Here is an 18,544-nt window from a genome sequence, read left to right on the forward strand (position 1 = left end):
ATCAAAGCCAGCCTACGGCCAACGCAGGTCCGCCGAATCGGAGGAAGCCAGGTCCGACCGCTACAATCACGTGTTACCGCTGATCGATTTCGAAGGGCTTACCCGCGTGGCAACGACGAACGACCTCAAGAACGGCATGGTGCTCGACCTGGACGGGCAGCTGTGGTCCGTCGTCTGGTTCCAGCATCACAAGCCGGGCAAGGGCGGCGCCGTCGTCCGCACCAAGCTGAAGAACGTGCTCTCCGGCAAGGTGGTCGACAAGACCTTCAACGCCGATGTCAAGGTCGAGGTGGCGACCGTCGACAAGCGCGACATGACCTACCTGTACAACGACGGTTCGGCGTACGTGTTCATGGACAAGTCGACGTACGACCAGCTGCAGCTGCAGCCGGACGTGGTCGGCGACGCCGTGCACTTCCTGCTGGAGAACCAGGACGCGATCGTCGCGGTGCACGACGACCTCCCGCTGTACGTCGAGCTCCCGGCCTCGGTCGAGCTCCTCGTGGAGTACACCGAGCCGGGTCTGCAGGGCGACCGGTCCACCGGCGGCACCAAGCCGGCCAAGCTGGAGACCGGCTACACGATCCAGGTCCCGCTGTTCCTGACCACCGGCGAGAAGGTCAAGGTGGACACCCGGACCGGGGACTACCTCGGCCGCGTCAACTCCTGACCCAGAGAGTCGGCAAAAGAGAACATGTCTGCCCGGAGCAAGGCCCGCAAGCGCGCCCTCGACGTGCTGTTCGAGTCCGAGGTCAGGGGGCTGCCGGTCGGCGGCACCCTGGCCGACCGGGTGGCCGACAACGACCCGCCGGTGAACGAGTTCACCGTGGCGCTGGTCGAAGGGGTCGCGAAACACGTCGAGCAGATCGACGACCTGCTGGAGACCCACTCGGTGGGCTGGACGCTGGACCGGATGCCGGCCGTCGACCGGAACATCCTGCGCATCGGTGCCTACGAGCTCCTGTACGACGACCAGGTCCCGGACGTGGTCGCGGTGAGCGAGGCGGTGGCGCTGGCGCGGGACCTGTCGACCGACGAGTCCCCGACGTTCGTGAACGGGCTGCTGGCCCGGTTGCTGCAGTTGAAGCCGACACTCGGCCTCTGAGGTCGGAGGGGGCGAGACCCTCTACTTCGCTACCTGGCCCGGTGACCGTCTCGGTACGGTCCCGGGCCACCTTTTCGCGGTGGTGTGGGAAGGCGGGCGGCCGTGGGCCAGCTGCTACAAGCCCCGACCGTCTGGTTTGCCTTCGCCTGAAATCAGGCGCCGGCGGCCTCGGACGACTCTTCGACGTCACCCTTCGCCTCTGGGTTCAGCACACCCCAGGAGATGAAGCGTTCGGTCAGCGTCGTCGGAGACTCGTCGTAGATCACCGCGAGCGTCCGCATGTCGTCCTGACGGATCGACAGCACCTTGCCGTTGTAGTCCCCACGCTGAGCCTGGATCGTGGCCGCGTACCGCGTCAGCGGACCGGCCTCGCTCGCGTCGAGGTGTTGCAGAGCCTCCAGGTCGAGGATCAACCGGGGAGGAGCGGCAGCCGCAGCAGCCGCGCTGGCGTTTCCAGGCAGCAGTTCACGGATGGGCACGCCGTAGAAATCGGCGAGCTCCGCGAGCTTCTGGACTGTGACGGCTCGATCGCCACGCTCGTACGAGCCGACGACGACCGCCTTCCAGCGACCCTTGGACTTCTCTTCCACGCCATGCAGCGACAGTCCTTGCTGCTGGCGGATGGCACGTAACTTGCCACCCAGTGTCTTCGCGTATTCGCTAGGCACGCTGGTTCTTCCCTCCGACTAGTTCGTCATTCCGGCCTGCCGGAACAGCCCGGTTCTGGTGAACCCCCCTCGATTACACAGAGTAACAATATTCTGGGGGTGAGGCCAGCGTCAAGACGGCGTGTCACATCCGATACCATGTCAACCGGTCCGAACGTCCTTTAAAGACCTGTCCCGAGAGACAGAAAAGGAGGAACGGTAGCGATGAGCCCTGCCCAGAGCGCAGAGCAACCCGAGTTCGCGCAGCCGCTGGAGCGCAGCAGCCGCGAAGTTCTCGACGCTTCCGACATTTCCCGGGCACTGACCCGGATCGCGCACGAGATCCTCGAGCGCAACCGCGGTGCCGACCCGGTCGTCCTGCTCGGCATCCCCACCCGTGGAGTCCCGCTGGCGCGGCGCGTCTCGGCCCGGATCCAGGCCGTCGAGGGGCAGAGCGTACCGACAGGGTCACTCGACGTGACCATGTACCGCGACGACATCGGTCTCAAACCACCCCGCGGCCTGGAACACACCGACATCCCGGCGGACGGCATCGACGGCAAGGTCGTCGTGCTGGTCGACGACGTGCTGTTCTCCGGCCGGACGATCCGCGCGGCCCTGGACGCCCTCGGCGACCTCGGCCGTCCGCGCGCCGTCCAGCTCGCGGTCCTGGTCGACCGCGGCCACCGCGAACTGCCGATCCGCGCCGACTACGTGGGCAAGAACCTGCCGACCTCACTGGTCGAGCGGGTCACCGTGCACCTGACCGAGTTCGACGGAGAAGACGCCGTCCTGATTGCCGACAAGGGGGCGAAGTGAAGCATCTGCTGAGCGCGGCCGACCTGAGCCGGGACGAGGCGAACCTGATCCTCGACACCGCCGGGGAGATGCGGTCGCTGGCCGACCGCCCGATCAAGAAGCTGCCCGCGCTACGCGGCCGGACCGTGGTGAACCTGTTCTTCGAGGACTCCACCCGGACCCGGATCTCGTTCGAGGCCGCCGCCAAGCGGCTGTCCGCGGACGTGATCAACTTCTCCGCCAAGGGCTCCAGCGTGAGCAAGGGCGAGAGCCTCAAGGACACCGCGCTGACGCTGCAGGCGATGGGCGCCGACGGCGTCGTCTGCCGGCACGGTTCGTCCGGCGCGCCGCACCTGCTGGCGAAGTCCGGCTGGATGACCGGTTCGGTGGTGAACGCCGGCGACGGTACCCACGAGCACCCGACGCAGGCGCTGCTGGACGCGTTCACGATGCGCCGCCACCTCGGCTCGCTGGAGGGCCGCCGGATCACGATCGTCGGCGACGTCCTGCACTCCCGGGTCGCCCGGTCCAACGTCCTGCTGCTGTCCACGCTCGGGGCCGAGGTGACCGTGGTCGCCCCGCCGACGCTGCTGCCGGTCGACATGAGCACCTGGCCGTGCGGTACGTCGTACGACTTCGACTCGGTGCTGCCGAAGAGCGACGCGGTGATGATGCTGCGGGTGCAGCGGGAGCGGATGAACGACGCGTACTTCCCGAGCGCCCGCGAGTACACCCGGCGCTACGGGCTCGACCGGAACCGGATGGCACAGCTGCCGGACGACGCGATCGTGCTGCATCCCGGCCCGATGAACCGCGGCATGGAGATCAGCGCCGAGGTCGCCGACTCGACCCGCTCGGTGATCGTCGAACAGGTCACGAACGGCGTGGCGATCCGGATGGCCGTCCTCTACCTGCTGTTGTCCGGTACGAACGAAGGAGAACCCACGGCATGACCGCATACTTCATCACCGGCGCGAGCATCGTGGGCGGTGACGTGGCGGACCTGCTGATCGACAACGGCGAGATCGTTGCTGTCGGCACCAACCTCGACGTACCGGACGGCGCCACGCGCATCGATGCCGCGGGCCTGGTCGCGCTGCCCGGGCTGGTCGACCTGCACACGCACCTGCGGGAGCCGGGCCGCGAGGACGCCGAGACCGTCTTCACCGGTACCCGGGCCGCCGCCAAGGGCGGGTTCACCGCGGTGTTCGCGATGGCCAACACCGACCCGGTCGCCGACACCGCGGGCGTCGTCGAGCAGGTCTGGCGGCTCGGCCGCGACGCGGGGTACGCCGACGTGTACCCGATCGGCGCGGTCACCGTCGGCCGGAAGGGTACTCAGCTCGCGGAGCTCGGCGCGATGGCCGACTCGGCCGCGCGGGTCCGGGTGTTCTCCGACGACGGCGACTGTGTCTGGGACGCCGCGCTGATGCGTCGCGCGCTCGAGTACGTGAAGGCGTTCGACGGCGTGATCGCCCAGCACGCGCAGGAGCCGCGGCTGACGCAGGGCGCGCAGATGAACGAAGGCGCCCTGTCCGGCGTCCTCGGCCTGACCGGCTGGCCGAGTGTCGCCGAGGAGGCGATCATCGCCCGCGACATCCTGCTGAACGCGCATGTCGGTTCGAAGCTGCACGTCTGCCACCTGTCCACGAAGGGTTCGGTGGAGATCGTCCGCGCCGCCAAGCGCCGCGGGCTGGAGGTGACCGCCGAGGTCACTCCGCACCACCTGCTGCTGACCGAGGACCTGGCCGCCTCCTACAACCCGGTGTACAAGGTGAACCCGCCGCTGCGCACCAAGGAGGACGTCGAGGCGGTCCGCGAGGGCCTGGCCGACGGCACGATCGACATCGTCGCCACCGACCACGCGCCGCACCCGGTCGAGGACAAGGACTGCGAGTGGAGCGCGGCCGCCTTCGGGATGACCGGGCTGGAGACGGCGCTGAGCGTCGTACAGCACGCGATGATCGACACCAAGCTGCTCACCTGGGCCGACGTCGCGGACCGGATGAGCTACCGCCCGGCCGCGATCGGTCAGGCTCCCGACCACGGGCAGCCGCTGGTCGCCGGTGCGCCCGCGAACGTGGTGCTGTACGACCCGCGGGTCGAGCGGACCGTCGTACCCGAGGAGTCGGTGTCGCTGTCGCGGAACACGCCGTTCGACGGGATGACGCTGCCGGGCAAGGTCGTCGCGACCTTCCTGCGCGGTACGCCGACCGTCCTGGACGGTGAGCTGACCCGGTGAAGGCCTTCCTGGGCATTCTCGGCACGCTGCTGGTGCTGGCGGCGGGCTACTTCGGTATGTATCGCGGCTGGCGCAACCGGCAGGCGCGACAGGCCGACCTCGCGCCGCTGCCGACGGCTCCGGCTGATGACACGCGCGGGGTCGAGGGTGTGTACGTCGCCACGACCAGCGCCGGCGACTGGATGGACCGGATCGCCGTCCACGAACTGGGCGTCCGCAGCGTCGCGGACCTGGCCGTCAGCGCGGACGGCCTGATCTTCCACCGGCAGGGCGCGGCGGACGTCTTCATCCCCGCGGACCACCTGACCGCCGTCCGGACCGACCGTGGCATCGCCGGCAAGGTGACCGCGGAGAAGTCCGGCCTGGTGGTGGTCACCTGGACCCACGACGGCCGCGAGCTCGACACCGGGTTCCGCCCGCGTCGCAAGGCCGACACCGCCGCCCTCACCGCATCCATCTCGACCTTGATCGGAGCACAATGAGCCAGCCAGCGCTGCTCGTCCTCGAGGACGGCCGGGCGTTCGCCGGTACGTCGTACGGGGCGACCGGATCCACGTTCGGCGAGGCGGTGTTCACCACCGGGATGACCGGCTACCAGGAGACACTGACCGACCCGTCGTACCACCGGCAGATCGTCACCCAGACCGCGCCGCACATCGGCAACACCGGGATCAACGACGAGGACGACGAGTCGCAGCAGATCTGGGTCGCCGGGTACGTCGTCCGCGACCCGGCCCGGGTGCCGTCGAACTGGCGCGCCAAGCGCTCGCTCGACGAGCAGCTGCAGGCGCAGAACGTCGTCGGGATCTCCGGGATCGACACCCGGGCGCTGACCCGGCACCTGCGCGAGCGCGGTGCGATGCGGGCCGGGATCTCCACCGAGATCCTGGACGCCGGTGAGTTGTTGAAGAAGGTCCTCGAGCAGCCGCCGATGGTCGGGGCCGACCTCGCATCGGAGGTGACGACCTTCGAGCCGTACGTCGTCCCCGCTGAAGGGGACAAACGGTTCACCGTGGTGGCCGTCGACCTCGGGATCAAGTCGATGACACCGAAGCGAATGTCCGAGCGTGGCATCGAGGTCCACGTGATGCCGGCGACCACTTCGCTGGAGGACATCCTCGCGGTCAACCCGGACGGCATCTTCATGAGCAACGGCCCGGGCGACCCGGAGACCACCGAGCACCCGACGGACCTGCTCAAGGAGCTGCTGCAGCGCGGCAAGCCGTACTTCGGGATCTGCTTCGGGAACCAGGTCTTCGGGCGGGCGCTCGGGCTCGGGACGTTCAAGCTGAAGTACGGGCACCGCGGCATCAACCAGCCGGTCCTGGATCGCGCGACCGGGAAGGTCGAGATCACCGCGCAGAACCATGGCTTCGCGGTCGATGCGCCTCTGGAGGAAACGGTCGAGACGCCGTACGGCACGGCTGAGGTGAGCCATGTCTCGCTGAACGACAACGTCGTCGAAGGACTCAAGCTCACCGGCCACGACGGCCGGGTGCTCGCGTTCTCTGTGCAGTACCACCCTGAAGCGGCGGCGGGTCCCCACGACTCGGCGTACCTGTTCGACCGCTTCGTCGAGCTGATGGAAGGACGGGCCTGATGCCCCGCCGCACAGACATCGAGTCGGTGCTCGTCATCGGCTCCGGCCCGATCGTGATCGGTCAGGCCTGTGAGTTCGACTACTCCGGGACCCAGGCGTGCCGGGTGCTGCGCGAGGAGGGCTTCCGGGTCGTCCTGGTGAACTCCAACCCGGCCACGATCATGACCGACCCGGAGTTCGCCGACGCGACGTACGTCGAGCCGATCACGCCGGAGTACGTCGAGAAGGTGATCGAGAAGGAGCGCCCGAACGCGCTGCTCGCCACCCTCGGCGGCCAGACCGCCCTGAACGCGGCGATCGCCCTGCACGAGAACGGCGTACTCGAGAAGTACGGCGTGGAGCTGATCGGCGCCTCCGTCGACGCGATCCAGCGCGGTGAGAACCGGGAGTCGTTCAAGCAGATCGTCGAGAAGCTCGGCGCGTCGGTGGCCCGGTCGGTGATCTGCCACGCGCTGGACGACGTGATGGGGGCCGCGGACCAGCTCGGGTACCCGCTGGTCGTCCGGCCGTCGTTCACGATGGGCGGTGTCGGCAGCGGGATGGCGTACGACGAGGCCGACCTGCGCCGGATCGCCGGCGCCGGGTTGCAGGCGTCGCCGACGACCGAGGTCCTGATCGAGGAGTCGATCCTCGGCTGGAAGGAGTACGAGCTGGAGGTGATGCGCGACAAGGCCGACAACGTCGTGATCATCTGCTCGATCGAGAACGTCGACCCGATGGGCGTACACACCGGTGACTCGGTCACGGTCGCGCCGGCGATGACGCTGACCGACCGCGAGTACCAGGTCATGCGGGACCTTGCCATCGGCATCATCCGCGAGGTCGGCGTCGACACCGGCGGCTGCAACATCCAGTTCGCGGTGAACCCGGCCGACGGCCGGCTGATCGTGATCGAGATGAACCCGCGGGTGTCCCGCTCGTCCGCGCTGGCGTCGAAGGCGACCGGGTTCCCGATCGCGAAGATCGCCGCGAAGGTCGCCATCGGCTACACGCTGGACGAGATCCCGAACGACATCACCAAGCAGACCCCGGCCAGCTTCGAGCCGACGCTGGACTACGTGGTGGTGAAGGTGCCGCGGTTCGCGTTCGAGAAGTTCCCGGCCGCGGACGCGACGCTGACCACGCACATGAAGAGCGTCGGCGAGGCGATGGCGATCGGCCGCAACTACACCGAGGCGCTGCAGAAGGCGCTGCGCTCGCTGGAGAAGCCGGAGGCCCGGTTCTCCTGGGCCGGTCACGCCGCGAGTGAGCTCGAGCCGTTGCTGGAGGCAATCAAGACGCCGCACGACGGCCGGCTGCGGACGATCATGGACGCGATCCGCGCGGGCGCCACGCCCGAGCAGATCTTCGATGCGACCAAGATCGACCCGTGGTTCGTCGACCAGCTGTACCTGATCCACGAGACCGCGCTGCAGGTCGCGGCCGCGCCGCGGCTCACGCCCGAGGTGATCAAGCTCGCGAAGCGGCACGGGTTCTCGGACCTGCAGCTCGCCGAGATCCGCGGGCTGACCGAGGACGTCGTCCGAGGGGTGCGGCAGGCCCTCGGGATCCGGCCGGTGTACAAGACGGTCGACACGTGTGCGGCCGAGTTCAAGGCGGAGACGCCGTACCACTACTCCTCGTACGACGAGGAGACCGAGGTCGCGCCGCGGACCGAGCCGGCCGTCTTGATCCTCGGCTCCGGGCCGAACCGGATCGGTCAGGGCATCGAGTTCGACTACTCCTGTGTGCACGCGTCGATGGCGCTGCGCGAGGCCGGGTACTGCACCGTGATGGTGAACTGCAACCCGGAGACGGTCTCGACCGACTACGACACCTCCGACCGGCTGTACTTCGAGCCGCTGACCTGCGAGGACGTGCTCGAGATCGTGCACGCCGAGCTGCAGGCCGGACCGGTCGCGGGCGTGATCGTGCAGCTCGGCGGCCAGACGCCGCTCGGGCTGGCGCAGCGGCTGGCGGACGCCGGCGTACCGATCGTCGGGACGTCGCCGGAGGCGATCCACCTCGCCGAGGAGCGCGGTGCGTTCGGGAAGGTGCTCGCGGACGCGCAGCTGCCGGCGCCGAAGCACGGTACGGCGCTGTCCGCGGACGAGGCGCAGGCGGTGGCCGAGGAGATCGGGTTCCCGGTGCTCGTCCGGCCGTCGTACGTGCTGGGTGGACGCGGGATGGAGATCGTCTACAGCGCGGCCGAGCTCAGTGCGGCGATCGAGCGGCTCGGCGGCGGGGAGGCGTTCGAGCACCCGGTGCTGATCGACCGGTTCCTCGACGACGCGGTGGAGATCGATGTCGACGGGCTCTTCGACGGCGACGAGCTGTTCCTCGGCGGCGTGATGGAGCACATCGAGGAGGCCGGGGTGCACTCAGGCGACTCGTCGTGCGCGCTGCCGCCGATCACGCTCGGGAACGCCGACATCGAGAACATCCGGCGGTCCACCGAAGCGATCGCGCGCGGGGTCGGCGTCCGCGGGCTGCTGAACGTGCAGTACGCGCTGGCCGGCGACGTGCTGTACGTACTGGAGGCCAACCCGCGGGCCTCGCGGACGGTGCCGTTCGTGTCGAAGGCGACCGCTACGCCGCTGGCGAAGGCCGCTGCCCGGGTGATGCTGGGTGCTTCGATCTCGGAGCTCCGGGCCGAGGGCATGCTGCCGGCCTCCGGGGATGGCGGAACGTTGCCGGCGTCGACGCCGATCGCGGTGAAGGAGGCCGTGATGCCGTTCAACCGGTTCCGGACCATCGACGGCGCGTCGGTGGACACGGTGCTGGGCCCGGAGATGCGGTCCACCGGTGAGGTGATGGGCATCGACGACACGTTCGGTACGGCGTTCGCGAAGTCGCAGGCCGGTGCGTCGCAGCCGCTGCCGACCGACGGCAAGGTGTTCGTGTCGGTCGCGAACCGGGACAAGCGGCACATGATCTTCCCGGTCAAGCGGCTGGCGGACCTCGGGTTCCAGATCTACGCCACCGAGGGCACGGCGGACGTACTGCGGCGCAACGGGGTCGAGGCTGTCACGGTCCGGAAGAGCAGCCAGGGGCCGGGGCCGAACGGTGAGCCGACGATCGTCCAGATGGTGCAGGACGGCGAGCTCAACCTGATCGTCAACACCCCGATCGGCATCACCCAGGGCGGCTCGCCGCGGCTGGACGGGTACGAGATCCGCAGCGCGGCGGTCGCCCGCAACATCCCCTGCATCACCACGGTCCAGGGCCTCGCCGCCGCAGTACAAGGCATCGAAGCCCAACGCGCCGGCGACATCGCGGTCCGGTCGCTGCAGGACTGGGTCCCGAGGATCCACGGTGCCTGAGTTGGCAGTACGACCGCGACGGTCGGCGTACGAGCGCGTCGTACGGCCGGTGCTCTACCGGCTGGGGCGCGGGGACGCGGAGGTTGCGCACGAGCAGACGCTCGCCGGCCTCCGCCTCCTCGAGCGGATCCCCGGCGCGACGCGCGCCGGCGCCCGCCTGTTCGGCGCAGCCGGTTCTGCCACGCCCCGCACCGTGTTCGGCGTGCGTTTCCCGTCGCCTGTTGGGCTGGCGGCTGGGATGGACAAGAACGGGATCGCGTTGCGCGCCTGGCCTGCTGTCGGGTTCGGGTTCGTGGAGGTCGGCACGGTTACCGCGCATCCGCAGCCGGGGAACGAGAAGCCGCGCCTGTTCCGCCTCGTCGAGCACGAGGCGGTGATCAACCGGATGGGGTTCAACAACCGCGGCAGCGCCGCGCTGGCCGAGCGGCTGGCGGCGTACGGCGACCTCGGCTACCCGCTCGGGATCTCGATCGGGAAGTCCAAGATCACCCCACTGGACGACGCAGTCGAGGACTACGTGACCTCGCTCCGCCGCCTCTACCGCTACGGGGACTACTTCGCAATCAACGTCAGCTCCCCGAACACCCCCGGCCTCCGCGAACTGCAGGACGCCGGTCACCTCAAAGAACTTCTGACCGCCCTCCGCACCGAGGCCCAGGCGCTGACCGTCTCCGGTCTCGCCCCGAAGCCGGTCCTGGTGAAGATCGCGCCCGACCTGACCACCACGGCGATCGACGAACTCCTCCAGGTCTGCACCGACACCGGCGTCGCCGGCATCATCGCCACCAACACGACGATCGGCCGCCCGGGCGTCGAAACCCACCCGCTCGCCGCGGAAACCGGCGGCCTGTCGGGCCGCCCGCTGACCGAGACGTCGGCCAAGGTCGTTGCGCACATCCACGCGCAGACCGGGGGAGCGCTGCCGATCATCGGAGTCGGCGGCATTCTCGTACCGTCCGATGCCACCCGCCTCTTCGACGCCGGCGCCAGCCTCGTCCAGGTCTACACCGGCCTGATCTACAAAGGCCCGGGACTGATCCGCCAGATCAACAGGAGCTTGCCATGAGCAACAACAAGCCGTTCGGCGCCCGGCTGCGCGCCGCGATGGACACCCGTGGTCCGCTGTGCGTCGGCATCGACCCGCACGCGCACCTGCTGGACGCCTGGGGCCTGCCGGACACGGTCGAGGGCCTGGCGTCGTTCACGTACGGCGTGGTCGACGCGCTCGCCGACCGGGTCGCGGTGTTCAAGCCGCAGTCCGCGTTCTTCGAGCGGTTCGGGTCGGCCGGGGTCGCCGTACTCGAGCAGGCCACCATCCGGCTCCGGGACGCCGGCGCGCTGGTGATCATCGACGCGAAGCGCGGTGACATCGGTACGACGATGGCCGGGTACGCGTCGGCGTACCTGTCCGAGAAGGGCCCGCTGGCGTGCGACGCGCTGACGGTCAGCCCGTACCTCGGGTTCGGTTCGCTGCAGCCCGCGATCGACGAGGCGCGGGAAGCCGGCGCCGGGCTCTTCGTCCTCGCGCTGACGTCGAACCCGGAAGGCCCGCAGTTCCAGTCGGCCCGGACCGCCGACGGCCCGACCGTCGCCGGCGCCGTACTCGACGGTCTGCGCGAGTTGAACGCCGGCGCCGACGGCCTCGGCTCGTTCGGCGCGGTCGTTGGTGCGACCATCAGTTCCATCGACGAGAACCTGGACATCAACGGCCCGCTCCTCGCCCCGGGCCTCGGCGCCCAGGGCGGCACCGCCGACAGCCTCACGAAGGTGTTCGGTCCGGCCGTGCACAACGTCGTACCGTCCAGCTCCCGCGAGATCCTGACCGCCGGCCCCGACGCCAAGGCCCTACAGGACGCGGCGGCCCGTGCCAACGACGCGTACCGGGCGGTGCTCGGCTACTGAGTACCCTCGTCGGATGACTGCAGGCTTGGAGTTGTGCAGGCGGTTCTACGACGAGATCGTGCGGCACGTCGTCGACGTGCCGCACAGCGCCGCACTGATCGGCCGCGGCTCGGAGGTGCTCGGGTTCGACGATAAGATGTCGACCGACCACAACTGCGAGGCGCGCTGTGGTGGCCGTCGTCAGCTGATCGACTTGCTTGGCTCCCGGTAGATCTCCTGGAGTAGGTCCACGGCGGGCTGGGTGGCTGGGTGTGGGGCTTTGTGGTGCCAGATCAGGTGGACGTCTACCGGGGGAGCGTCGCGCACCGGGCGGTACGTGACGCCGTCGCGGCGGTACTGCGTCGTGGTCGCCTGCGGGGTCATGCCGACGCAGCGGCCGGAGGCGATCGCGGCCAGCCAGTCGTCGACGTCCTGCGTGTATTCGATCGCGGGGCGCGCGTCCTCCGGCCAGAGATCAGCCGTGGTGCTCCCGGTCCGCCGGTCGATGACGAGCGTCCGCGTACGGAGCTGGTCGAGGGTGACGGCGCGCTTCCGGGTGAGCGGGTCGTCGGCCGGTAGCGCGCAGTACCGCGGCTCCTGGGTCAACAGGACATGCGCGAACCGCCGGAGGTCGAAGTGGTTGCGGACGACAGCGAGGTCGCACAGTCCTTCGGCGAGGCCGCCGGTGGTCGTGTTCGTACGGATCAACTGCAACTCGACGCCGGGATGTTCGGCGGCCCACCGGCGCTGGAACTCGCGGGTGTGGCTGCCGAACGCCGACCACGCGTGGCCGACCCGCAGCCGGGTGTGACCGCTGGTCGCCTCGGTCACCAACTCGTCGAGCTCCGCGAGGATGTGCCGCGCGCGGGCGAGCACGCGAACACCGGCGGCGGTCGGGGTGAGCGAGCGGCTGGTGCGATGCAGCAGGCGAACGCCGAGTTCGCGTTCGAGTGCGAGCAGGTTGCGGGAGACGGCGGCCTGGGAGATCCCGAGTTCGATCGCGGCGTCGGTGAACGTGCCCGAGTCGACGATCTCCACCAGGCACCGCAGCTGCCGGATATCCATGACTCCAGCGTATAGATCGCCCGTCCCGTGCATTTTGCGTACGGCCCCGGCGAGCGGATTCTCGGGAGTGTGAGGCGAGATCGGTTGGCCGGAGTGGTGATGATGCTCGGCAGCGGGCTGTCGACGCAGGTCGGTGCGTCGGCGGCGGCGCTGGCGTTCCCGGTGATCGGCCCGGCGGGCGTGGTGGCGATCCGCCAGTGGGTCGCCGCGATCGTCATGCTCGCGATCGGCCGCCCCCGGCTACGGTCGATCACGGCCGCGCAGTGGCGGTTGATCGGTGCGCTCGCCGCGGTCTTCGCAGTGATGAACCTGTCCCTGTACACAGCCATCTCGCGCATTGGCCTGGGCCTGGGCGTCACCCTCGAGTTCCTCGGCCCGCTTTCCGTTGCATTGCTGGGCTCTCGGCGCGCGCTCGACCTCGTGTGCGCCCTGGTCGCCGCGCCGGCTGTTGTCCTGTTGGCCCGTCCACAACCGACAACGGACTACGTAGGCATCGCGTTCGGCCTGCTCGCGGCGATGTGCTGGGCGTTCTACATCCTCCTGAACCGCCGCATCGGCCGAGAGTTGCCCGGCGCAACCGGTTCCGCAGCAGCCGCCGGGTTGTCCGGCCTCGCTTACGTACCGGTCGGCATCGTCGTACTGCTTCATCACCCGGCCACACTGGCCGCGGCGTCGTACGCGTTGGTCGCCGGTGTGCTGTCGTCTGCTTTGCCGTACCTGGTCGACGTACTGACCCTGCGCCGGGTTCCCGCGCAGTTCTTCGGGGTGTTCATGAGCGTCAACCCGGTACTCGCGGCCGTCGTCGGCCTCGTCGTACTGGATCAGAAGCTCGCGATGCTCGACTGGATCGCGATCCTCGTGATCGTTGCCGCCAACGCCGTAGCGGTTGCCTTGGGCGCTGACGTAGTACGTCACGAACCGGTTCCAGTCCAGGGGTGCGATGTTGTTCACGGCGTGCCGGAGCTGCCGGTGACCCCGGCGTTCGGAAAGGTGTCGGCGGACGGGGAGCCACAGTCTTCCCGCGCGACACAGTGAAGGAACACGATGCGGAAGCTGGCAGCCCTCGCGGCCGTTGTGACGATGAGTGTTGGCGCCCTGACGGCTTGCTCGAGTGGCAACTACTGCGACAACCTGAAGGGCTACGTCGACTCGGCGAAGAACCTCGACATCAAGGACTCCGACGCCGTCGGCAAGATGCTGGACCAGGCCAAGAAGGTGTCGAAGTCGGCGCCGAAGGACCTGCAGGACGACTGGAAGGTCGTCATCGACTACGCCGAGAAGGCGCAGGCGGCCAAGGGCGACACCAACAAGCTGATGGAGCTGGCCAAGAGCGACGGCTCCAAGATCCAGCCCGCCATGGACGCGATCACCAAGCAGGCGAAGGACAGCTGCAAGGTCGACCTGCAGGGCTCCGGCTCCAACTGATCCGCAGCTCCTGTACGGGCCTGGTGGGACGGCTCTGCCCGTTCCGTTCCACCGGCCCGGCCGGGTAGTAGCGTGACGCTGTGAAGCGAACACTCGCCGTTCTCGCGACCGTAGCCACCGGTGCCGGTCTGCTGACCGCCTGTACCGACGACCAGGCGTACTGCGTCGATCTGGCCAAGTACGCCGCCAAGGCGGTCGACGTCGACCCGCAGAAGCCGGTCGACTACGTGAAGATCCTGGACGACGCGAAGAAGCTCCAGGGCTCCGCCCCGAAGGACGTCAAGGACGACTGGGGCGTCGTCGTCGCGTTCGCCGAGAAGGCCAAGAAGGCCGGCTCCGACGCCGCTGCGTTGAGCAAGCTCGGCAAGGAGACGCCGAAGGTGATGACGGCGTACAAGAACATCACCAGCGAGGCCAAGGACAGCTGCAAGGTGGACCTCCCGGCACTGAAGTGACGACTCCGTACGACATCTGCCCGATGCCGGGCCGACGGCAGGCTGAACCCGTGTTAGGTTCCCTTGCGAAGCCATACAACGGGACAGGTGAAACGGTGCCACTTCCTACTTTGACCCCGGAGCAGCGTGCGGCAGCTCTGGACAAGGCCGCGGCGGCGCGGCGTGAACGAGCCGAGATCAAGAACCGGATCCGGCACTCGGGAGCGTCTCCGACGGAGGTGCTGCACGAGGGGCAGACGAACGACGTGATCGGCAAGATGCGGGTCAGCCAGCTGCTGCAGTGCATCCCGGGCGTCGGCAAGGTCCGGGCGCAGCAGATCATGGAGCGGGCGGGGATCTCGGAGACCCGGCGGGTCCGCGGCCTCGGTTCGAACCAGATCGCCGCGCTCGAGCGCGAATTCGCGGAGTGATCCAGGTGAGCCAGACCGAAACGCTGACTGGCTCGTTGGACACTGGTGTGACCATGACCACGCACCCGAACGAACCTGCTCCGACCGACCACGGAGAGCGGCCGCCGGCCCGGTTGACCGTGCTGGCGGGCCCGACCGCGGTCGGCAAGGGGACGGTGGCGGCCGACATCCGCGAGCGGTTCCCGGACATCTGGATCTCGGTCTCGGCGACCACCCGCAAACCCCGGCCGAAGGAAGTGCACGGCGTGCACTACCTGTTCGTGTCCGACGCCGAGTTCGACCGGATGATCGCGGACGGTGAGCTGCTGGAGTGGGCGGTCGTCCACAAGGCCGCCCGGTACGGCACGCCCCGGCAGCCGGTGCTGGACATGCTCGCCACCGGCCGGCCCGCGCTGCTGGAGATCGACCTGCAGGGCGCCCGCCAGGTCCGCGAGACGATGCCGGAGGCACAGTTCGTGTTCCTGGCCCCGCCGAGCTGGGACGAACTGGTCCGCCGGCTGGTCGGCCGGGGGACCGAGACCGCCGAGGAGCGCGAACGCCGGCTCGAGACCGCGGTGCTGGAGCTCGCGGCCGAGAAGGAGTTCGACGTGACGATCGTGAACGCCTCGGTTCGGGAGGCTGCCGATCAGTTGGTAAAGTTGATTCGATCACCCTCCATCTCTGGAAAGAGCTGAACTTGTCTGGCAACCAGCCCGTCGCCATCGGCATCACCTCGCCGCCGATCGACGACCTGCTCACCCACACCGACTCCAAGTACAAGCTCGTGCTGTACTCGGCCAAGCGGGCGCGGCAGATCAACGCCTACTACTCGCAGCTCGGCGAGGGCCTGCTGGAGTACGTCGGTCCGCTGGTCGAGACGCACGTCCAGGAGAAGCCGCTGTCGATCGCGATGCGCGAGATCAACGAGGGCGTGCTGACCTGCACCGACATCGACCCCGAGGCCGAGGCGGAAGCCGCCGCGGCCGCGGAGAAGTCCGAGTAACCCGGACTTCTCGTGCCCACGCACAAGCCGAACGTCGTGCTCGGTGTCGGCGGCGGCATCGCGGCGTACAAGGTCTGTGACCTGCTGCGGCGGCTGACCGAGTCCGGGCACAGCGTCCGGGTGGTGCCGACCGCCGCCGCGCTGGAGTTCGTCGGCGCGGCCACCTGGGCGGCCCTGTCCGGGCAGCCGGTGACGGCTGACCCGTTCGACGACGTGCAGGAGGTTCCGCACGTCCGGATCGGCAAGGCCGCGGAGCTGGTCGTGGTGGCGCCCGCGACCGCGAACCTGATCGCCAAGGCCGCGCACGGGCTCGCCGACGACCTGCTCACGAACACGCTGCTGACGGCGCGCTGCCCGATCCTGTTCGCGGCGGCGATGCACACCGAGATGTGGGAGCACCCGGCCACCCAGGCGAACGTCGAGACCCTGCGATCCCGCGGCATCACGGTCCTCGAGCCCGCTGTCGGCCGGCTGACCGGCGCCGACACCGGCCGCGGCCGGTTGCCGGAGCCGTCGGAGATCTTCGCGATCAGCCAGCTGATGCTCGCCGACGAGGCGGCCCGCGCCGCCGGCCAGTCGGTCGCCGACCTGACCGGCAAGCACGTACTGATCAGCGCCGGCGGGACCCGCGAACACCTCGACCCGGTGCGGTACCTGGGCAACTCCTCGTCCGGCAAGCAGGGCTACGCGCTGGCCCGGATCGCGGCCGCCCGCGGCGCCAAGGTCACGCTGGTCGCGGCCAACTCCGAGCTGCCCGACCCGGCCGGCGTGCAGGTCGTCCCGGTCGTCTCGGCCCAGGACCTGTACGACGAGATCACCGGCCGCGCCGCTGACGCCGACGCGATCGTGATGGCCGCGGCGGTCGCGGACTTCCGCCCCGCGGACGTGGTCGAGCACAAGATCAAGAAGACCGCCGACGGCGCCGTACCGGCGGTCAACCTGGTGCAGAACCCGGACATCCTGAACACGATCTCGCACGACCGCGCCCGCTCCGACCAGGTGATCGTCGGGTTCGCGGCGGAGACTGGCGACGCCGACCACACGGTCCTCGAGCTCGGCCGGGCGAAACTCGACCGCAAGGGCTGCGACCTCCTGGTCGTCAACGACGTCTCCGGCGGCAAGGTCTTCGGCAGCGACCTCAACGAAGCCGTCATCCTCGACCGTACGGGCAGCGCGCTCCCGGTACCCTCCGGCAGCAAAGACGCCCTGGCCGGCGTCATCTGGAACCTGGTCGCCACCCACTGGTCGTAGGCCCTGTCTGGTGATCCATCGCCTACTGCGGGGCACTCGGCACGGCACCTCGCCGCACGGGTGCAAAGGCCACGATGCTCCGCATCGAGTCCTTCGCCCCCGCACGCCGATGCACCGCACCGAGCACCTCCTCGCTACGGCGCTGGATCACCAGACAGGACCTAAGAGGACACAAGCTGTCCGCTTCCGTCCGTAAGGTCGGAACCATGGAGATCACCTGGGGCGCCGTGGTTGCCCGCCGGATGCGGCGGCACGGTCTGACGGAGCCGTTCGGTACGGCGGTCGACGCGGTGCGGGCGATGTGCGGCGCGCATGCGCAGATCGCTGCGGCGGGGGAGTTGTCGGTGGCGTTGCGCGTGGCCCGGGCGGATCGCGCGGCGGTGCAGCGGGACGAGGGGCTGGTGAAGACGTTCGGGCCGCGGGGGACCGTGCATCTGCTGCCGCTGGAGGATCTGCCGATGTGGACCGGGGCGTTGTCGGCCTTGCCGTCGAACGGCCGGCAGCCCGAGCCGATCCGGATGAGCGCGGACGAGCTCGACCAGGTCGTGGTGGCGATCGGCGAGGCGCTCGCGCACGACGACCTGACCGTCGACCAGCTGACCGAGGAGGTCGTACGGCGGACCGGTGAGTGGGCTCGGACGCCGACGATCCCGGCGTTCCAGGGCGCGTGGGCGCGGTGGCGGCAGGCCGTGAACCTCGCGGCGCACGCCGGCGTGCTGTGCCACGGGCCGATGCGCGGGCGGCTCACGACGTACTCGAATCCGCACCGGCTGCGGCCGTTCGACCCGATGCCGCAGGAGCAGGCGCTCACCGAACTCCTGCACCGGTACCTGTACTCCTACGGTCCCGCGACGCCGCAGCAGTTCGCGCGCTGGCTGAACGTGCCGCCGACGACGGTCAAGCCGTACTTCGACGATCTCCCGCGCGCGACGCTGGCAGACCAAACCGTATGGTATGCCCCGGACGACGGCGACTTCCCGGACGAGCGGGCGGAGGGCGCGCGGCTGCTGCCGTACTTCGATGCGTACGGCGTCGGCAGCTTCCCGCGCGAAATGCTCTTCCCGGGCAAGGCGTTCGAGCGTGCGACCGCCCGCGGCCAGGCCGGGAACTATCCGTTGCTGCTCGTCGACGGCGTCGTCGCGGGCGTCTGGCACCAGAAGAAGACCGGTCGGACACTGCACGTGACCGTCGAGGCGCTGAGCACGCTGAACCGGCGCCGGCGCAAGCTCCTGGACGCCGAGGTGGACCGGGTGGCTGCCATCGTCGATGGCGTGCCGTCGCTCACCCTCGGCGAGGTGAAGGTCGGCGCGCACGCGTGAAACCCGACCGTGTGTCCAATATATGATCATGGATCTCGTATGGCGGACGAATTCGGAGCGTC

21 protein-coding genes are annotated in these 18,544 nt (G+C 69.1%); 19 read left to right on the forward strand and 2 right to left on the reverse strand.

Annotated features, from left to right (window positions below; translation table 11 throughout):
- Positions 1 to 106: 106 nt before the first annotated feature.
- Together efp and nusB are read left to right on the forward strand one after the other, a co-directional pair.
- Positions 107 to 670 (forward strand): elongation factor P, encoded by a 564-nt coding sequence (gene efp / locus ACZ5BU_RS23165; protein WP_465701972.1) that lies wholly within the window; start codon positions 107 to 109, stop codon positions 668 to 670.
- 24 nt (positions 671 to 694) lie between these two features.
- Positions 695 to 1,105, forward strand: a complete 411-nt coding sequence (nusB, locus tag ACZ5BU_RS23170) for a transcription antitermination factor NusB (RefSeq protein WP_465701974.1) — start codon at positions 695 to 697, stop codon at positions 1,103 to 1,105.
- A 152-nt stretch (positions 1,106 to 1,257) separates the two neighbouring features.
- Here nusB and bldD read toward each other — a convergent pair whose 3' ends face one another.
- Complete coding sequence (gene bldD, locus ACZ5BU_RS23175; protein WP_141851350.1) at positions 1,258 to 1,773, reverse strand: transcriptional regulator BldD; 516 nt, start codon at positions 1,771 to 1,773, stop codon at positions 1,258 to 1,260.
- Between the two features lie 204 nt (positions 1,774 to 1,977).
- Between bldD and pyrR the strand changes: the two genes are divergently transcribed.
- From pyrR to ACZ5BU_RS23220, 9 genes are read left to right on the forward strand one after another with little or no spacing between them, the layout of a single operon-like run.
- Entirely contained in the window at positions 1,978 to 2,571 is a 594-nt protein-coding gene (gene pyrR, locus ACZ5BU_RS23180; protein WP_465701976.1) for a bifunctional pyr operon transcriptional regulator/uracil phosphoribosyltransferase PyrR, read from the forward strand.
- Positions 2,568 to 3,503, forward strand: a complete 936-nt coding sequence (locus ACZ5BU_RS23185) for an aspartate carbamoyltransferase catalytic subunit (protein ID WP_465701978.1) — start codon at positions 2,568 to 2,570, stop codon at positions 3,501 to 3,503. Before pyrR ends, ACZ5BU_RS23185 begins: the two co-directional genes overlap by 4 nt.
- Positions 3,500 to 4,792, forward strand: a complete 1,293-nt coding sequence (locus ACZ5BU_RS23190; protein WP_465701980.1) for a dihydroorotase — start codon at positions 3,500 to 3,502, stop codon at positions 4,790 to 4,792. The genes ACZ5BU_RS23185 and ACZ5BU_RS23190 overlap by 4 nt, the downstream gene beginning before the upstream one ends.
- The gene (locus ACZ5BU_RS23195; RefSeq protein ID WP_465701982.1) at positions 4,789 to 5,274 is read left to right on the forward strand and encodes a PH-like domain-containing protein; all 486 of its coding nucleotides are present in this window, start codon (positions 4,789 to 4,791) and stop codon (positions 5,272 to 5,274) included. Before ACZ5BU_RS23190 ends, ACZ5BU_RS23195 begins: the two co-directional genes overlap by 4 nt.
- Entirely contained in the window at positions 5,271 to 6,392 is a 1,122-nt protein-coding gene (gene carA, locus ACZ5BU_RS23200; protein WP_465701984.1) for a glutamine-hydrolyzing carbamoyl-phosphate synthase small subunit, read from the forward strand. The genes ACZ5BU_RS23195 and carA overlap by 4 nt, the downstream gene beginning before the upstream one ends.
- Positions 6,392 to 9,694 carry a carbamoyl-phosphate synthase large subunit gene (gene carB / locus ACZ5BU_RS23205; protein ID WP_465701987.1) on the forward strand — a complete coding sequence of 1,101 codons (3,303 nt, stop codon included), beginning with the start codon at positions 6,392 to 6,394 and terminating at the stop codon, positions 9,692 to 9,694. Before carA ends, carB begins: the two co-directional genes overlap by 1 nt.
- Positions 9,687 to 10,760, forward strand: coding sequence for a quinone-dependent dihydroorotate dehydrogenase (locus ACZ5BU_RS23210; RefSeq protein ID WP_465701989.1), 1,074 nt, complete (start codon positions 9,687 to 9,689; stop codon positions 10,758 to 10,760). The genes carB and ACZ5BU_RS23210 overlap by 8 nt, the downstream gene beginning before the upstream one ends.
- Positions 10,757 to 11,596 (forward strand): orotidine-5'-phosphate decarboxylase, encoded by an 840-nt coding sequence (pyrF, locus tag ACZ5BU_RS23215; protein WP_465701990.1) that lies wholly within the window; start codon positions 10,757 to 10,759, stop codon positions 11,594 to 11,596. Before ACZ5BU_RS23210 ends, pyrF begins: the two co-directional genes overlap by 4 nt.
- 13 nt (positions 11,597 to 11,609) lie before the next feature.
- The gene (locus tag ACZ5BU_RS23220; protein ID WP_465701992.1) at positions 11,610 to 11,807 is read left to right on the forward strand and encodes a hypothetical protein; all 198 of its coding nucleotides are present in this window, start codon (positions 11,610 to 11,612) and stop codon (positions 11,805 to 11,807) included.
- Here ACZ5BU_RS23220 and ACZ5BU_RS23225 read toward each other — a convergent pair.
- Complete coding sequence (locus ACZ5BU_RS23225; protein WP_465701993.1) at positions 11,777 to 12,640, reverse strand: LysR family transcriptional regulator; 864 nt, start codon at positions 12,638 to 12,640, stop codon at positions 11,777 to 11,779. The two genes, ACZ5BU_RS23220 and ACZ5BU_RS23225, sit on opposite strands and share 31 nt — an antisense overlap.
- A gap of 69 nt (positions 12,641 to 12,709) precedes the next feature.
- Here ACZ5BU_RS23225 and ACZ5BU_RS23230 point away from each other — a divergent pair, with 69 nt between their 5' ends.
- From ACZ5BU_RS23230 to ACZ5BU_RS23265, 8 genes are all read left to right on the forward strand, one after another.
- Positions 12,710 to 13,675, forward strand: coding sequence for an EamA family transporter (locus ACZ5BU_RS23230; protein ID WP_465701995.1), 966 nt, complete (start codon positions 12,710 to 12,712; stop codon positions 13,673 to 13,675).
- Between the two features lie 9 nt (positions 13,676 to 13,684).
- Entirely contained in the window at positions 13,685 to 14,065 is a 381-nt protein-coding gene (locus ACZ5BU_RS23235) for a hypothetical protein (RefSeq protein WP_465701997.1), read from the forward strand.
- Between the two features lie 80 nt (positions 14,066 to 14,145).
- Positions 14,146 to 14,520: a hypothetical protein gene (locus ACZ5BU_RS23240; protein WP_465701998.1), complete on the forward strand. Its 375-nt coding sequence runs from the start codon at positions 14,146 to 14,148 to the stop codon at positions 14,518 to 14,520.
- Positions 14,521 to 14,615: 95 nt separating this feature from the next.
- Entirely contained in the window at positions 14,616 to 14,930 is a 315-nt protein-coding gene (mihF, locus tag ACZ5BU_RS23245) for an integration host factor, actinobacterial type (protein WP_141851332.1), read from the forward strand.
- Between the two features lie 53 nt (positions 14,931 to 14,983).
- On the forward strand, positions 14,984 to 15,604 hold the full coding sequence (gene gmk / locus ACZ5BU_RS23250; RefSeq protein ID WP_465702000.1) for a guanylate kinase: 621 nt from the start codon (positions 14,984 to 14,986) through the stop codon (positions 15,602 to 15,604).
- A 2-nt stretch (positions 15,605 to 15,606) separates the two neighbouring features.
- Complete coding sequence (gene rpoZ, locus ACZ5BU_RS23255) at positions 15,607 to 15,912, forward strand: DNA-directed RNA polymerase subunit omega (RefSeq protein WP_141851330.1); 306 nt, start codon at positions 15,607 to 15,609, stop codon at positions 15,910 to 15,912.
- A 12-nt stretch (positions 15,913 to 15,924) separates the two neighbouring features.
- On the forward strand, positions 15,925 to 17,163 hold the full coding sequence (gene coaBC / locus ACZ5BU_RS23260) for a bifunctional phosphopantothenoylcysteine decarboxylase/phosphopantothenate--cysteine ligase CoaBC (protein WP_465702001.1): 1,239 nt from the start codon (positions 15,925 to 15,927) through the stop codon (positions 17,161 to 17,163).
- Between the two features lie 206 nt (positions 17,164 to 17,369).
- On the forward strand, positions 17,370 to 18,482 hold the full coding sequence (locus ACZ5BU_RS23265; protein WP_465702002.1) for a winged helix DNA-binding domain-containing protein: 1,113 nt from the start codon (positions 17,370 to 17,372) through the stop codon (positions 18,480 to 18,482).
- Positions 18,483 to 18,544 lie beyond the last annotated feature (62 nt).

The sequence above is a fragment of the Kribbella sp. NPDC031520 genome, from assembly GCF_055580825.1.

Bases quoted from the DNA above. Each gene is read 5' to 3' on its own strand.
- ACZ5BU_RS23235 (WP_465701997.1), top strand. From the start codon at position 13,685: ATGCGGAAGCTGGCAGCCCTCGCGGCCGTTGTGACGATGAGTGTTGGC.
- pyrR (WP_465701976.1), top strand. From the start codon at position 1,978: ATGAGCCCTGCCCAGAGCGCAGAGCAACCCGAGTTCGCGCAGCCGCTG.
- gmk (WP_465702000.1), top strand. From the start codon at position 14,984: ATGACCACGCACCCGAACGAACCTGCTCCGACCGACCACGGAGAGCGG.
- ACZ5BU_RS23265 (WP_465702002.1), top strand. From the start codon at position 17,370: ATGGAGATCACCTGGGGCGCCGTGGTTGCCCGCCGGATGCGGCGGCAC.
- carB (WP_465701987.1), top strand. From the start codon at position 6,392: ATGCCCCGCCGCACAGACATCGAGTCGGTGCTCGTCATCGGCTCCGGC.
- ACZ5BU_RS23220 (WP_465701992.1), top strand. From the start codon at position 11,610: ATGACTGCAGGCTTGGAGTTGTGCAGGCGGTTCTACGACGAGATCGTG.
- ACZ5BU_RS23190 (WP_465701980.1), top strand. From the start codon at position 3,500: ATGACCGCATACTTCATCACCGGCGCGAGCATCGTGGGCGGTGACGTG.
- nusB (WP_465701974.1), top strand. From the start codon at position 695: ATGTCTGCCCGGAGCAAGGCCCGCAAGCGCGCCCTCGACGTGCTGTTC.
- carA (WP_465701984.1), top strand. From the start codon at position 5,271: ATGAGCCAGCCAGCGCTGCTCGTCCTCGAGGACGGCCGGGCGTTCGCC.
- pyrF (WP_465701990.1), top strand. From the start codon at position 10,757: ATGAGCAACAACAAGCCGTTCGGCGCCCGGCTGCGCGCCGCGATGGAC.
- ACZ5BU_RS23225 (WP_465701993.1), bottom strand. From the start codon at position 12,640: ATGGATATCCGGCAGCTGCGGTGCCTGGTGGAGATCGTCGACTCGGGC.